This is a genomic window from Segetibacter sp. (genome assembly GCF_025963695.1).
In the GTDB taxonomy this organism is placed as follows: domain Bacteria; phylum Bacteroidota; class Bacteroidia; order Chitinophagales; family Chitinophagaceae; genus Segetibacter.
The window spans coordinates 60,342-75,635 of the sequence record NZ_JAOQAH010000027.1; the positions used below are offsets into that span (position 1 = coordinate 60,342).

The window sequence follows — 15,294 nt, forward strand, 5'->3', positions numbered from 1 at the left end:
TTCCTACTTTCGGTTTTAAATCTTCATTTTATAACTATACATCATGCAAAACATTTCGGTTATCGGGGCAGGCACTATGGGTAACGGAATAGCCCATGTCTTTGCTCAAAACGGCTTTACTGTAAAGTTGGTCGATGTATCGCAGGAGCAACTTGAAAAAGCCTTGGCGACCATTCGTAAAAATCTTGAAAGGCAACTATCAAAAGGAATACTTACGGAAGACGCTAAACAAAAGGCGCTCGCCAATCTTACCTTATCCACTTCTGTTGCCGAAGGAGTGAAAGACGCTGATCTTATTATAGAAGCAGCAACAGAAAACGTTGATCTAAAACTAAATATATTTAAGCAACTAGATGAACACGCTCCAACTCATTGCATACTTGCCAGCAATACATCATCCATTTCCATTACCAAAATAGCAGCAGCAACCAAAAGGCCCGAACAGGTTATAGGTATGCACTTTATGAACCCTGTACCGGTAATGAAGTTGGTTGAAATAATAAATGGTTATGCAACAAAACAAGGGGTAACTGATACTATAGTTGAACTCAGCAAAACACTGGGGAAGGTGCCAAGCGTTGTAAGCGATTACCCGGGCTTCGTTGCTAACCGAATACTAATGCCAATGATTAACGAGGCTATCTACACTTTATATGAAGGTGTTGCCGGAGTAACAGAAATAGATACAATCATGAAACTTGGAATGGCACATCCGATGGGTCCATTACAACTTGCCGACTTTATTGGTCTTGATGTTTGCCTTAGTATTCTGAATGTATTGTACCAGGGATTCGGAAATCAAAAATATGCACCGTGTCCCCTGCTGGTTAATATGGTAACTGCTGGCTTTAAAGGAATAAAATCAGGCGAAGGCTTTTATAGTTATTCTGCGGAAAGCAAAGAACCCGTAGTAAGTAAGCGCTTCATTTGAAACTTATATTTAATATTAGCTACGTCCAGCACAATATTCACGTGCGTTTAGCATTATAGAAGAGTGCTGAAGATGATATACTTCAGCAAGGAATTTCAACCCTTAAAAATAGTAACCTCTAACCTACTGTGAAAACGCTCGCTGTCTTCATTACATGGCTTTTTATAGCCCTGCAACTACAAGCACAATCGTTGCAAATTGATAGCCTGAATAAAATTTTAAAACGACCGGTTGTATTACACGATACCTCCCGCGCAAAATTATACATAGACATAGCCAACCGGTGGTCAAAACTAAACCCCGACTCTGCATTGTTTTTTGCTAACGTCGCTTACAACCTTTCCGCTAAACATAATTTTAAACATGGACTTGCAGAAAGCAGAAGTACCAAGGGTTGGGTAAATATAAACATGGGCAAATTTTCTGAGGGCTATCAGAATTACCGGGATGCGTTGCAACACTTCGTGGAGTTGAGGGATGAAAAAGGCCAGGCATCAGTCTACAATGGCCTGGGGGTTACTTATGGAATGCAGGAAAACTATACTCAAGCCCTACAATACTTTCTCAAAGCACTCAAAATTTTCGAAAGACATAGCATGAAAAGCGGTATGGCGAGTTGCTATATAAAGATTGGAACCCTATACCAACGGATACACGAATATGACAAATCGCTTCAGAACTACAGCAACGCAATTGCCCTTGCTGAAAGCATGGATGACAAAGCTTCACAAGCGCACAGTTACAATAATATTGGCGTTATTTATGGCATTACCCGACAATTCGAAAAAAGTATAGACGCTACTTTAAAGGCGAAACATCTTGCAGAAGAAAGTGGCGCTTTTCCTGCATTAGCCAATTCTTATACCAACCTTGGAATGGCGTATACAGAACTAAAACAGTATAACCTGGCCGACTCCAATCTACACAAAGGATTGCACCATCTAAAGCAGCTAAAAAATAAAGAGCAAATAGCGCGAACGTATAACGGGCTGGCGACTCTTTACCTGAATCAGCAACAACACTTCAAGGCAAAACTTTATCTCGATTCAAGTAATGCACTTGCAGATGAGCTCAACAACAAATCCATCTTATATGACAATTATGATGCGCTTATAAGCGTAAGCAAAGCAGAAGGTAAATTTGAAACAGCAACATTACTTTACGAAAAAATGCTTGCTTTAAAAGACACCCTATTTGATGCTGAAAAAAATAGCCAAATAGAAAAACTAAAGGCGGGGCACGATTTAGAAAGAAAACAAATCACGATAGACGGGCTTACAAAAGAGAACTTGTTAAAAACGAAACAAAGGAACAATCTTATACTAGCTGTCGCCCTGGGGGCTCTGTTGTTGCTGCTGCTAATCTTCAGCTTAATAAATATTAAGCGAAAGAACAACCTGCTTTTACAAAGCAAAAAAGAGTTAAAGGAACTAAACGACCTTAAGGATAAATTCTTCTCTGTTCTTAGCCATGACTTGCGGTCTCCAATCGGCAATATTCTGCTGGTTATTGATTTTCTAAATTCAGATATTAATATTTCAAAAGAAGAAAGAACCGACCTACTTAAGAAATTAAAATCAGCAACAACATCTACATTAGAAACAATGGACAACATGCTGGCATGGGGCAAGTTTCAATCTCAAAATCTTCATAATTCACCAAAAACAATTGTGCTCCATCAGCTGCTGGAGCGGGTAAGCAGATTTTTAAATCAAAGCGCACAAGCCAAATCAATTACTATTGTTAATAACATTGAGCAAGGTTGCAGCCTAATTGCCGATGAAGATCAACTGGAATTCATTCTTAGAAACTTGATTAGTAACGCACTCAAATTTTCACACTCGGGGGGTAAAGTTGAAGTTTGGGTAAGAAGACTAGACGCCTCTATCTTTATTTATATTCGTGACTATGGGGTTGGAATGAGTAAGCAATTGCAAGAAAAAATTTTTACAACTGAAAGAGTAACCATCAACGGAACAGCAGGCGAAATTGGTTCAGGCCTGGGCCTGGCATTGTGCCAGGAGTTTATTGGTCAAAACAAGGGGGCACTTACAGTAAAAAGCGAAGAAGGAAAAGGAACCACGTTTGCAATTAAACTACCCTCAAAAGAATTATAGTAGGGTACAGGCATTTGTTTTTTAAACAATCAGTGCTGCATCGCAGTACGTACATCAACAAATCATTTTGCATCGTCCATAGCACCGGCTTCAATAGTTTTGCTGGTTTAAATTACATAGCCTCAACCCCCACTGATTGCAACTCCTTTAGCTTAAATTCAACCTCATTTACCCGGCCTTTTGGCACTCCTATCTGCAATGAACAAAAAAGTTGACTTTCCTGCTTTATAACCTCGCACCCAAATTGTCGAACAATAATCATTACATCGTTCATTTTGGTATAATCAAATTCTAAAAGATAATTTACCAATACCTGTTTTTGAATGACAGGGGTTAATTGAAGCACAAGAGCGGTAGCAGTTTTATAGGCATTTATCAATCCAGGAACTCCAAGTAAGGTCCCCCCGAAATACCTTACTACCACTACCAGCACATTTACTATTTGCTTGCTGTCTATTTGCCCTAGTATAGGTTTGCCTGCTGTTCCTGAAGGTTCTCCGTCATCACTTAGTCTAAAGGTATTTCCATCTAAACCTATGCGGTAGGCGAAACAATGATGAACAGCTTTAGGATGTTCTTTTTTTAAGATCTGCAAATTCCTCTTAAAATCCTCGACCGACTGAATTGGGTATGCATAAGCTAAAAACCTGCTTCCACGTTCTTTGTATTCAGCAGTTGATGGTTTTTCTATAGTGTAATAATGTAATTGATCAGTCATAAGGGAAGCTAGAAGCTGCAAGCGCTTACAATTTGTTATTCAGGTTTTTGTAATAAGAAATAACGTCTGTGGAAATTGCTTCTGAAGAAATCAATTGATGATTTGAAAGAAGTGGTGCGGGTAAGCCGTTGTGGATAATCAGTTGGGTGTTTTCAATTACCCGTGCTTCATCCCATGCGTTTTCGTTTATAAACGACTCAGCAAGTCTGCTTCCTCCTTCAATTAAAACACTTTGAATATTCAACTTGTAGCACGCTTTTAATAATGCTTGTACAAAAGACGGTTCTTTTTCAATTTTGTAATAAGTAACGTTTTGCAGCTCTTCATTTTTAATTCCATTAAAAATGATTGTTTTTTGATTGCCATCAAAAACCTGTAGAGTTGACGGTAGCCTTACATTCATATCAACCACCAGTCTTATAGGGTTTGGTCGTGTCCAGTTTCTTGTATTTAATGCAGGGTCATCTTGTAATGCTGTGTTCGTTCCAACCATAATACCTGCCTCTTCGCTTCGCCATTTGTGTACCAGCCGGTTGCTATAAGCATTGCTGATTAACACCCTTGAAAAATCAGCGTTTGCTATTTTATGATTTTTACTTTGCGCCCACTTTATAATAATGTAAGGACGTTTTTTAGTATGAAAAGTGAAAAACCGCCTATTTAAGTTTTGACAATCGTTTTCCAACACCCCTTTAATTACTGTGATTCCTGCATTTTCGAGTCTTTCAATTCCTTTTCCGTCCACTTGTTTAAAAGGATCTCTGCATCCCACCACAACAGTTTTTATTTTATGTTTTATGATCAAATTTGCGCAAGGCGGTGTCTTTCCAAAATGAGCGCAAGGTTCTAAGGAAACATAAATAACAGATTTTTCAATCAACGCCTTATCCTCATATCCTACACTGTTTACACAATTCACTTCTGCGTGCGCCTTCCCATATTCCTGGTGATACCCCTCACCTATGATCCGGTCTTCATACACCAGCACGGAACCTACCATAGGATTTGGGGCAACACGCCCTGCTCCTAATCTTGCCAATTGAAGGCAGCGGTTCATGTATAATTCGTGTTTCTGCATAAATGAAAGGCAGCAAAAGTAATTTAAAAAAACAGTAGCATTGCAGTATGACTATCCAGCTCGCGTACCAGCAATTGCTAACACAGTTATACGAGGTTTACGAAAACCGGGAAGCGGCAAATATTGCTGATATGGTTATAGAACACGTGACAGGGCAACGAAAAATTGATCGGATCTTGTATAAAGACATTCCTGTAACTACTGACCAGCAAGCGCAAATAGAAAAAATAACAGATCAATTATTACAACACCGGCCTATTCAATATGTGTTAGGTGAAGCGTGGTTTATGGAGATGAAACTGAGGGTAAATGAAAGTGTGCTTATTCCACGACCTGAAACTGAAGAGTTGGTAGAATGGATAATAACCGACATAAAAAAAACAGGTAACAAAGAAATTTGTTTGCTTGATATTGGTACCGGTAGCGGATGTATCCCCATTGCTGCGAGAAAAAAAATACCGGAACTAGCGGTATCGGCAATCGATGTGTCAGGCGAAGCTTTGCAGGTAGCTATTCTAAATTCGATTGAACAAAACGTGTTAGTCGATTTTCTTCACCTTAATTTTTTGAATGAGGAAGAATGGAACCAATTAGGTAAATATGATATTATTGTCAGCAATCCACCCTATATAATGCAGCGTGAGGAAGATGCAATGCGCGATAACGTTTTGAAGTATGAACCGCAGATTGCTTTATTTGTTCCTGATGAAGACGGGCTGTTATTTTATAAGGCCATAGCAAAATTTGCGAAGGCACATTTAAAAACCGAAGGAAGTGTTTATGCCGAAATTAATGAAGCGTTGGGAAAGGATGTAGTTAACCTGTTTAAAGAAAATGGTTTTACAGAAGTGATATTGAAAAAAGATATGCAAGGCAAAGACAGGATGGTAAAGGCAACACGACTGTAATAAACTTTAAAACCGGGCCTTTAACACAGCACTTACTTTACACCATTATTATCAACCGCCATAACCGGCGTGGCACCCAGCTTTTTTATAACCTGCATTACTTTTATTGCAGTTCCAAGGTGAGAAGTACTGTCTCCATTGATAACAACAGAAGCTTTTGTAGTAGTATCTTTTGCTAAATAAGCTTTTAAATCTGTCTCTAATTGATCCATACCAATTTGATGCTGGCCCAGGTAGATGTTCTGGTCCTTGTCGACGGTTATTACAACTGTTTGCTTTGACTTAGTGTCGCTTTTTGCTTTTGGATTTGAAACCTTAATTACATTGGGATTAGCCAATGTAGATACAATGAGGAAAAACAATAAAAGGATAAACAATATATCGTTCAGCGCACCAGTATGCACCTCGGGATGTCTTCTAAATTTGCTACGAATGTTCATTGTATAAAACCATATTTAAAACTGAAGGAACCCTAGCGATGTTGCTAATTCCTCAAAAATCTTTTCAAACTTCCAACCTTGCTCCATCAGATATTAAAAAGTTGAACGGAGCGACGCAACAATGCTTAATCAGAATTACCAAAGACCACTTCAAAAACCCTACACCCTAAACCTTAAACCCTACACCTTAAACCCTACACCCTACACCTCATAACCTACCTCGTCGGCTCCTGTAACACATCAATAAAATCTGAGCTGGCCACTTCCATCTTGTTCGCTGTTTTATCTATTTGTGCTGTTAAAACATTGTGACCAATGTAAGCAAGCAAACCGATAATGAGACCGGTACCGGAAGTAATCATTTTTACATAAATACCACCTGCAATATCATTTAGTGTAAAGTTTCCGGTGCTGGCGATACCGTAAAACAATTGTATCATTCCGATGATAGTACCAAGGAAACCAAACATCGGAGCTATGCCTGCAATTAGGGAAAGCACGCTGAGGTTTCTCTCCATTTTGTACATCTCGAGCTTGCCTACATTTTCCATGCTTTTCTCAATTGCGTCAATTGGCTTACCAATTCGTTGAATGCCTTTATCAATAATTCTTGCAACCGGGTTGTTTGTATTTTTTGCCAGCGTACGGGCAGCGGAAAGATTACCGGTCATAATGTTGTCGCGGATCATACTCATAAAATTATCCTCGATCTTGCTTGCTTTTCTTATGGCAATTAGCCGCTCGAAAAAAACAAAAATTGCTCCTACCAACAACAGGTACAGGGGATACATTATAAATCCTCCCTTGTCTAATAAACTCCACAAAGAAATTTGTGCGGGAGCTGTTGCTGCCGCTACTGCTGCGGTGCCTGTAGTGTCTGCCAGTTGCGGATTAATCTGAAGTAATAGCCACATCATTCTTTATAGTTGTTTTCGAGTGAAAATGTAAAAACTACAATGCACCCCTGGGATAAATATGTTAAGAACAGTTGAACGAATGTAAATGCTTTGATTTCATTCTGCCGCTTGCGGTGCTGTTAAAGTTTTAAAGTTTATTTATTACGAGGCAAAAAGGACTTTTTACTTTTTCACTTTTTACTTTTATTCAGCCACCTTTCACCAGTAAAACTATTATACGCTTTTATCATAACTAATCGATGTGTATAAAAAGAAAAAAGCACCGCCAAATGCCGGCGCTTTTACACAAATGAGCATATAATTTACTTCTTTTCAGAACTTTTTTTACCATACCCACGAGGTGTTTCATAGTATTTTCGAACCCCCTAAGGGCTGCCGACTTGAAACAATGTATTTCCTTTCCATATTTGGCAAATTTCTTTACTGCTTCTGCCTACTTACTAAAAAGAATAACGTGGTTGTCAAGGTTGAAAAAGAATAATTTACTACAATGAAAGATGGACATTTTAAAGCAAATAAAAGTGACAAAGGCTTACTCAGTTTTATTCAATTCCTGCATATGCTTCAAACAACTTTAATTGTAAGCCTGTGGTAGTAATCTCACCATTATCTGTGAGATTTTTAGCTTTAGATAAAGCCCAGGCCAAATCAGCCTTTTTTATGTAATGAGTAAAGAATACAAAATTGAATATTATTAAAAGTTGGAATCATTAACTCTTTTCCTCCCAAACCTGCACCAGGTTAACCAACACCTCCACGGCTTTCTTCATATCTCTCACGCCTATCCATTCTTTTTTGCTATGAATTCCCTGCATTCCGGTAAACAAATTGGGGCAGGGCAAACCCATAAAACTTAGCCTGCTTCCATCTGTACCACCACGAATACTTTGTTTACGAACCTCAAGATTACTTTTCTTATAAGCTTCTTCTGCATAATCAACCACTTGCCGATGTTGCTCAAGCACTTCTTTCATGTTGCGGTATTGCTCAACCACCTTACACTCCATTCTTGCTTTAGGATGATTTTGCAAAACTTGTTCAGCAATTTGTTGTAGCCGTAAAGCATTTGCCTGTAATCCATCTCGTGTAAAATCGCGTACAATAAATTCAATCGTTGCTTTTTCTGCCAGTCCCTCTACCCTCACAGGATGTACAAATCCCTGTCGCTTTTCTGTTGTTTCAGGACTGAATTCTTCTTTTGGCAGAGCCGCCAAAATCTCTCCCGCTATTTTCAATGCATTAACCAAAGTATCTTTTGCGTACCCAGGATGAGCAATCACGCCATGAACAGTTATGATAGCTGCATCTGCACTAAAAGTTTCATCTTCCAGGGTTCCCAATTCGCCTCCATCTAACGTGTACCCAAAATCAGCACCTAACTTAGCCATATCAAGTTTAGCTGTTCCTTGGCCGATTTCTTCATCGGGTGTAAAAAGTATTTTTACTGCCCCATGCTTCACTTCGGGATGTGTCATGATGAAATTAGTGAAGTCCATTATTTCAGACACACCTGCTTTATCATCGGCACCTAGTAACGTATTTCCGCTTGCGGTTATAATGCTGTCGCCAACATGTTCTTCCAGGTATTTAAATTCCTGCACACTTAAAACTTGCGTGGTATCTTCTGGCAATTCAATATTTTTTCCATCATAGTTCTCATGCACAATAGGTTTTACATTAGTGCCACTGCAATCAGGTGCTGTATCTACATGACTGCAAAAACAAATGACAGGAACGTTTTTATCAGTATTTGAATCAATGGTGGCGTACACATATCCGTACTCATCTATATGTGCATCCTTTACACCCATTGCTATTAACTCCTCAACTAAAACGCTACTTAAGTTCTTTTGTTTTTCTGTTGAGGGTGAAGTGGAGCTTTGAGGATCGCTTTGAGTGTCAATCTGTACATAACGCAAAAATCTTTCAACACATGTATACTCGTATGTCTCAGTCATTGTAAATAATTTTGAGCAAATTAGTTTAATCAATTCAAGCTTTTAAAACATACCAACCTGTCGTTCTATTTTTTTTTGTTGCAAGCATTTGTATTTCATTTCGTCTTCGTTGTGTCACTCCCTTATACTGCAATTTTTTCATGGCAACAGATTCGGTCGCTTAAAAACAACAGCAAACTGATGTTTGAAACATTAGAAAAAATGCATCAACCTGAGCCAAAGTGCCAGGCCTTGGATAATGGTAAAAACAATAACTATTGGCGCCAACAATAAACTTACTTATTCTTGTATTACTAAACTTATAACTATATCTCAATGGAAGCAACGCACACACCAGTGATCAAACAAGGATGGATAAGAGCAGTAGTATATGTGATGGTTATTTCATTAATTGTGTACACTTTCCAGGTATTTGGAGATGAGATTATGAATCAATTTAAAGTAGGTACTGAAAGTGGCGATGGCAGCATTTTAAATTTTGGAATTCTATATGGTTTGATGGGCCTGACAATTTTTATTACTACCTGGTTAATGCGAAGGTTCATAGATAGAAGGTCTTTTCAAAGTCTGGGGTTTTCGTGGAATGGCTACAGCAACGAAGCAGGACTTGGTTTTTTTGGCGCACTTGCCATACTTGGTATAGGTTCACTCATTCTAGTTGCCACCGGGTACATTTCTTTCATTTCAGCCACCTTCAATATAAATCCGTTATTGCTGGAAGTTATGATGATGATTATCGTTGCCTTTGTTGAAGAATTGTTGTTTCGGGGATATATACTAAACAATCTTTTGCAGTCAATAAACAAATGGGTAGCACTGGCTATATCGGCTGTTTTGTTTGCTTTGTTTCATGAAGCAAATCCGGATGTGACTGTTTTTGCCATTGTCAACATTCTTTTAGCTGGCATCTTATTAGGCCTAAATTACATATTCACTAAAAATCTTTGGTTCGGCATCTGCTTTCATTTTGCATGGAATTATTTCCAGGGACCGGTGTTGGGGTATGATGTAAGCGGTTTAAAGCTTACAAGCATATTACAACAAACAGTTACCGGCCCCGAAGTTTGGACAGGAGGTCCGTTTGGCTTTGAAGGTTCATTACTTTGTCCCCTGTTATTTGTTGTAGCAATTGCCATTTTCGCGTTTCTTTTCCTGAAGCGATATCAACCTGCTGCCGTCTAGAATTTTTTTGACTTTCGACTAGTTACTCATTAATTTTCTTTAAAATAGCGGTATGCAAAAAAACAGTTATTGGCGCTAAGTTTTGTGCTATCCTTGTTTTTGCTGGGAAGCTGTTTTTCCGCCTGTGTACGCATCATTCTGATGCAGCTTATAGCAGTGGCTAACCAGAAAAATGTGATACAATCGCTTTCATAAATGTTTCGGTGAAGATGGGCAGTACCTTGTTGCAAGGAGTACCCCAAGTGCATCGCACGAAGAAATGGCAATATTTGATGAGGGAAGACAGGGAAAGCCTTTTACTATTGTCACTTATCATGCTGCCGATAATACAAACATGGCCATGTCTGCTATTAGAAGTTTAACAACCGCTTTTTTATCTGTACTCATATTTATCTGGCTTCCTGGCAAAACCCTGGCCGTTTTTCAACAGCTCTAATAGAGAGTCTCGGAATTGCCATTTTTGGTTTTTTATATGCGCACTACAACAGCAACACCTGGTGGCAAACGCTATAGGAAGTGATGTGCCTGAATTAATAGACTTGTTAGCCGGCCGGCGCCTAACCCCGCTGTGGCTGGGGTTGGTGGCTGAATAAGGGAAGGAAAAGAAGGTGACGAGTTGGATGTTGATAGTGTTGGATAACAGCGGTTGGATAACGGTTAAAAGATGACCGGGCAACCGATGTGTTTTGAAGTATGAAGCATGTCGACACTAGCTTTTTTTGGGGAATTTTGATAAAGCATATAAGTAGCCGAATAAAAAAATTGCTGTAGAAGTGAGTGACACAACGATGTAAAATAGCGGGGGTCAGCTGGCTGCAAAATAAAAAGGCTGGCTACAAAAGCAACCAGCCTTCCATCAACATTTCAGCAAGAAAAAATCTTTACGGCATTATGATAAGCGGACTTTTTCCACCTTTAATTTCAACAAGCTCAAGGTCAAAAGTAAGTTCTTCACCAGCCAGCGGATGGTTGGCATCCAACACAACAGAGTCTTCACGAACTTCTGTTATAACTACAGGAAAATTTTGACCTCCTCCATTACTCATGTTCAACTGCATACCAATTTCAGGTTGCATATCAGCAGGAAAACGATCAAGGGGGAACTCCATTAAAAGATCTTCCTGTTTTTGGCCGTACGCTTCATCCGCCGGGATATTTATCGTTTTCTTCTCTCCCACCTGCATACCCGTAACGCCACTGTCGAAGCCCGCAATAACGTTACCGCTGCCTACTTCAAATTCAAGAGGTTCGCGACCTTCGCTGCTATCGAAAGTAGTGCCATCAGTCAATTTTCCGTGATAGTGAACCCTAACAGTATCACCACTTTTTACTTGTTGCATATTGTTTCTGTTTAATTGTAAACCTTACTTTTTATATTTTTCGAACAACAATCTTGCCATCAGAAACTAATTATTCCGTTTAAGGGGCAGATAGACAAGTGCAAAAAATAAATGCGCGCCAAAATAAACTGATTAAAAAAGAAATCTCAAATTAAATTTGAAGCTCATTCATTTACAACCAGCAATTATGAAAAAAGCGGCATTGTCTTTAATCGGCCTTTTAAGTATGCTAATGGTATATGCCCAAAAGAATAAACAAGGTGCGAAAAAGCGTGCAATTGCTACGGCTACAGCTAAGCAAATTTTACCTGGTGCTTATCAAATCAATGACTACCTCCCTTTATTAAAAGGAAAAAGAGTTGGCATTTTTGCAAATAATACTGCAACAATAAACAATACTCACCTGGTAGACACTCTAAAAAAATTAGGCATTACCATCACCAAAATTTTTGGGCCTGAACATGGCTTCAGAGGAAATGCAAATGCGGGTAGTCATATTGACAATTATACAGACGAAAAAACCGGGATTCCTGTTATCTCGTTATATGGGGCTAAAAGAAAACCTTCGGAAGAAGACCTGGCAAACGTAGACATTCTTGTATTTGATATACAAGATGTAGGTGTACGTTTTTACACCTACATCTCGTCGCTGCAGGAGTTTATGGAAAGCGCAATGGAGTTTGACAAACCGCTTGTTATTTTAGACCGTCCAAATCCAAATGGCTTCTATATAGATGGTCCTGTGCTTGACACTACTTTTAAAAGTTTTATTGGTATGCAACCGGTGCCTGTGGTGTACGGAATGACGATAGGAGAATATGCAAATTTCTTAGTTGGCGAAGGACTGCTTGATAAAAACATAATGGCATCGTGGATGATGAGAATAGTAAATAATGCATCTGAAACTGGCAAAGGAAAAGGGAATGGATTAAATATAACGGTTATTAAATGTCGTAACTATACCCATAAAAGCAAATATATTTTGCCAATAAAGCCCTCGCCCAACTTGCCCGATGCAGGATCGCTTTATTGGTATCCTTCCACTTGCTTTTTTGAAGGAACGGCGTTGAATGAAGGACGCGGAACTAACAAGCCTTTCCAAATTTTCGGTCACCCTTCGTTACCTAAAAATTTATACGCTTTTACACCCGTTGCAAATGCAGGTTCAAGTAGCCCGAAGTTGAAAGACAAGCTTTGTTACGGATGGAATCTGTCAGGACCTATTGAACAAATACTACAGCAGGTGGATAACAGAATTCAGTTAAAATACCTTTTGAATGCTTATAAGCTATTTCCGGACAAACAAAATTTCTTTATAAAAGCGAATAAAGCCAATCCTAAACCAGCCGATTATTTCTTTAATAAACTTGCCGGCAATGCAGAACTGATGCAACAAATAATAGATGGAAAATCGGAGAATGAGATAAGAGCAAGCTGGCAGCCAAAACTGGAGGTTTTTAAAAAGAAAAGAAAAAAATATTTGATGTATGCCGATTTCGATTCCCGCTAACGACCTCAAGGGGGAATATTTACCAGGCTAATTTTAAAAGAACTCATCTCTTTATATTTACGCATGTCAGAAAATTACACGTCTCCACTAACGGAACGGAAGGGATCACGGATCGTCTTCATGGGAACACCGGAGTTTGCCGTTGCCTCATTGAATGCATTGGTGGAAGCAGGATTTACTATTGTAGGGGTAATTACCGCACCTGATAAACCAGCAGGCCGTGGAATGAGGCTGACTGAAAGTGCTGTAAAAAAATATGCAGTTGAAAAAGGGCTGCATATTCTGCAACCGCCAAAACTTAAAAATCCGGAATTTCTGGCGGAATTAAAAGCGCTGAACGCGGACCTGCAAGTGGTGGTTGCCTTTCGCATGTTGCCCGAAGTAGTTTGGAAAATGCCACCACTTGGCACCATTAATCTACACGGTTCGCTGTTGCCACAATACAGGGGTGCAGCGCCGATAAATTGGGCGATCATTAATGGAGAAAAACAAACGGGCGTTACTACTTTTAAACTGCAACAAGAGATTGACACAGGGGACCTTTTATTGCAGGAGAAAATCCTGATTGGGGAGAATGACACAGCCGGGCAGTTGCATGATATTATGAAAGAAATCGGGGCCAGTTTACTGGTAGCAACAGTTAAGGGAATTGAAGACGGCTCATTGCAGGAGACAGCTCAATCCAAAGCACTTGAGCAGTTTACCGGAGAATTAAAACATGCACCAAAGCTTTTTACTGAAACTTGTACCATCAACTGGAATAAGTCATGCGACGAAGTGTATAATTTGATAAGGGGACTGTCTCCTTACCCTGCGGCTCTCACACATCTAAATGGAAAAATTTTAAAGATTTATCAAAGTAGCAAAGAAAAGGTCAATACGTCGAGTACGCCCGGAGCATATGAAACCGACGGGAAGACTTACCTGAAATTTGCTTGCGCCAACGGGTACGTACATGCTTTAGACATTCAGCTAGAAGGCAAAAAAAGAATAGGAGTTGCGGAGTTTTTACGTGGCTACCGGTTTTAAGAGTAAGCAGCTTTTATTTATCGTATTAGCCCAAAAGCCCGATCGCTTGCCAAAACGAGAGGAAGCATTTGCTACAGGCGAAGCAGGAACAGTTTATAAATGCCATTCCTTTATTGTGCATCCCGCTCAGACTATTATGGCACGCAACCTAAATTTATGTAGCAACCGCCCTTGCTACTAAGAAGGACTTTGAGATCCGATGGAACAAGAGATAAACGTTGTGCTGTAGAAAGAGCCATTACAAAGGGGTTAGACTAAAAGCTAGTAATTGATAGCAGCCGTAGCAAAAGCATTAGAACGTTTAATTTGAAAACCACCCGATAAACTAACAAAACCATGAGCGACTCCTGGACTGAGAGATGGAATGACAGGTATAGTAACGACGATTTTGCTTATGGGGAACAGCCTAACAACTACCTGAAAGAACAATTAGAAAAATTGAACCCAGGAACAATACTTTTTCCAGCAGAAGGTGAAGGACGAAATGCAGTTTTTGCAGCGAAGCTTGGTTGGACAGTTTCAGCGTTTGATATAAGTGTTGAAGGCCGACACAAAGCCCTCAAACTTGCAGAAGCCAATGAAGTAATAATTGATTACCAGGTTGGGGAACTGGAGGCATTACAATACAAGCCGGATCAATTCGATGCTGTGGCACTTATCTATGCGCACTTTCCCGCTAACATTAAATCAATCTACCATAAGACCCTTAACAAATATTTACGTAAGGACGGAGTAGTTATTTTTGAAGCCTTTAGCAAAATACACCTCGACTACCTTCGCAAAAATGAAAAAGTTGGCGGACCCAAAGACATAGCGATGCTGTTTTCGATGGATGAATTAAAGTCTGATTTTGCCGGCTATGAAATTATAGAATTAGCAGAAAAAGAAATTGAATTGAACGAAGGAGTATTTCATAACGGGCTAGGTTCAGTAATACGATTTGTGGGCCGAAAAAAATAATACAAGTACAAGTGAGTGACACAACAATGTTGAATACTATTATTTGGCCGGCTCTAAAAATGAGATAACCAATATTACTAAACAACTTTTCAACATCTTACTGTTTGCCTTGTTTATAATCTCTTCTGGCAATTGCCCTACTATTATATGATTTTGCTGTACGTTTGACCACTTAGTTCCGAAAGCAGCACATGAAGTATAAATTT

Annotated in this window: 14 protein-coding genes; 8 read left to right on the plus strand and 6 right to left on the minus strand. The window is 39.3% G+C overall.

All coding sequences use genetic code 11. From position 1 onward, the window contains the following. The first annotated feature begins 43 nt into the window (after positions 1-43). Both JWR87_RS03350 and JWR87_RS03355 read left to right on the plus strand, forming a co-directional pair. A complete protein-coding gene (locus JWR87_RS03350; RefSeq protein WP_297815569.1) occupies positions 44-931 on the plus strand; it encodes a 3-hydroxybutyryl-CoA dehydrogenase in 888 nt (295 codons plus the stop codon). Between the two features lie 128 nt (positions 932-1,059). After that, complete coding sequence (locus tag JWR87_RS03355; protein WP_297815571.1) at positions 1,060-3,048, plus strand: tetratricopeptide repeat protein; 1,989 nt, start codon at positions 1,060-1,062, stop codon at positions 3,046-3,048. Between the two features lie 112 nt (positions 3,049-3,160). On the opposite strand, the gene JWR87_RS03360 is transcribed toward JWR87_RS03355, so the two are convergent. Together JWR87_RS03360 and ribD are read right to left on the minus strand one after the other, a co-directional pair. After that, the gene (locus JWR87_RS03360) at positions 3,161-3,766 is read right to left on the minus strand and encodes a YigZ family protein (protein ID WP_297815573.1); all 606 of its coding nucleotides are present in this window, start codon (positions 3,764-3,766) and stop codon (positions 3,161-3,163) included. Positions 3,767-3,791: 25 nt separating this feature from the next. Then, positions 3,792-4,844: a bifunctional diaminohydroxyphosphoribosylaminopyrimidine deaminase/5-amino-6-(5-phosphoribosylamino)uracil reductase RibD gene (gene ribD / locus JWR87_RS03365; RefSeq protein ID WP_297815575.1), complete on the minus strand. Its 1,053-nt coding sequence runs from the start codon at positions 4,842-4,844 to the stop codon at positions 3,792-3,794. Positions 4,845-4,891: 47 nt separating this feature from the next. Between ribD and prmC the strand changes: the two genes are divergently transcribed. Next, the gene (gene prmC / locus JWR87_RS03370) at positions 4,892-5,752 is read left to right on the plus strand and encodes a peptide chain release factor N(5)-glutamine methyltransferase (RefSeq protein ID WP_297815577.1); all 861 of its coding nucleotides are present in this window, start codon (positions 4,892-4,894) and stop codon (positions 5,750-5,752) included. A gap of 32 nt (positions 5,753-5,784) precedes the next feature. On the opposite strand, the gene JWR87_RS03375 is transcribed toward prmC, so the two are convergent. From JWR87_RS03375 to pepT, 3 genes are all read right to left on the minus strand, one after another. Next, entirely contained in the window at positions 5,785-6,192 is a 408-nt protein-coding gene (locus JWR87_RS03375) for a biopolymer transporter ExbD (RefSeq protein ID WP_297815579.1), read from the minus strand. Between the two features lie 215 nt (positions 6,193-6,407). Continuing rightward, on the minus strand, positions 6,408-7,109 hold the full coding sequence (locus JWR87_RS03380; protein WP_297815581.1) for a MotA/TolQ/ExbB proton channel family protein: 702 nt from the start codon (positions 7,107-7,109) through the stop codon (positions 6,408-6,410). A gap of 710 nt (positions 7,110-7,819) precedes the next feature. After that, positions 7,820-9,067: a peptidase T gene (gene pepT, locus JWR87_RS03385; protein WP_297815583.1), complete on the minus strand. Its 1,248-nt coding sequence runs from the start codon at positions 9,065-9,067 to the stop codon at positions 7,820-7,822. Positions 9,068-9,382: 315 nt separating this feature from the next. Between pepT and JWR87_RS03390 the strand changes: the two genes are divergently transcribed. Then, positions 9,383-10,249 carry a CPBP family intramembrane glutamic endopeptidase gene (locus JWR87_RS03390; protein ID WP_297815585.1) on the plus strand — a complete coding sequence of 289 codons (867 nt, stop codon included), beginning with the start codon at positions 9,383-9,385 and terminating at the stop codon, positions 10,247-10,249. 259 nt (positions 10,250-10,508) lie between these two features. Next, positions 10,509-10,685, plus strand: coding sequence for a hypothetical protein (locus JWR87_RS03395; protein ID WP_297815587.1), 177 nt, complete (start codon positions 10,509-10,511; stop codon positions 10,683-10,685). Between the two features lie 445 nt (positions 10,686-11,130). Here the strand turns inward: JWR87_RS03395 and JWR87_RS03400 are convergent, their stop codons facing one another. After that, positions 11,131-11,589 (minus strand): peptidylprolyl isomerase, encoded by a 459-nt coding sequence (locus JWR87_RS03400; RefSeq protein WP_297815589.1) that lies wholly within the window; start codon positions 11,587-11,589, stop codon positions 11,131-11,133. A gap of 187 nt (positions 11,590-11,776) precedes the next feature. Between JWR87_RS03400 and JWR87_RS03405 the strand changes: the two genes are divergently transcribed. The 3 genes from JWR87_RS03405 to JWR87_RS03415 all read left to right on the plus strand — a co-directional run bounded on the left by JWR87_RS03405 (position 11,777) and on the right by JWR87_RS03415 (position 15,088). Next, a complete protein-coding gene (locus JWR87_RS03405; RefSeq protein ID WP_297815592.1) occupies positions 11,777-13,099 on the plus strand; it encodes a DUF1343 domain-containing protein in 1,323 nt (440 codons plus the stop codon). A 63-nt stretch (positions 13,100-13,162) separates the two neighbouring features. Further along, positions 13,163-14,128, plus strand: a complete 966-nt coding sequence (fmt, locus tag JWR87_RS03410; protein ID WP_297815594.1) for a methionyl-tRNA formyltransferase — start codon at positions 13,163-13,165, stop codon at positions 14,126-14,128. A 336-nt stretch (positions 14,129-14,464) separates the two neighbouring features. Next, complete coding sequence (locus JWR87_RS03415; RefSeq protein ID WP_297815596.1) at positions 14,465-15,088, plus strand: class I SAM-dependent methyltransferase; 624 nt, start codon at positions 14,465-14,467, stop codon at positions 15,086-15,088. Positions 15,089-15,294 lie beyond the last annotated feature (206 nt).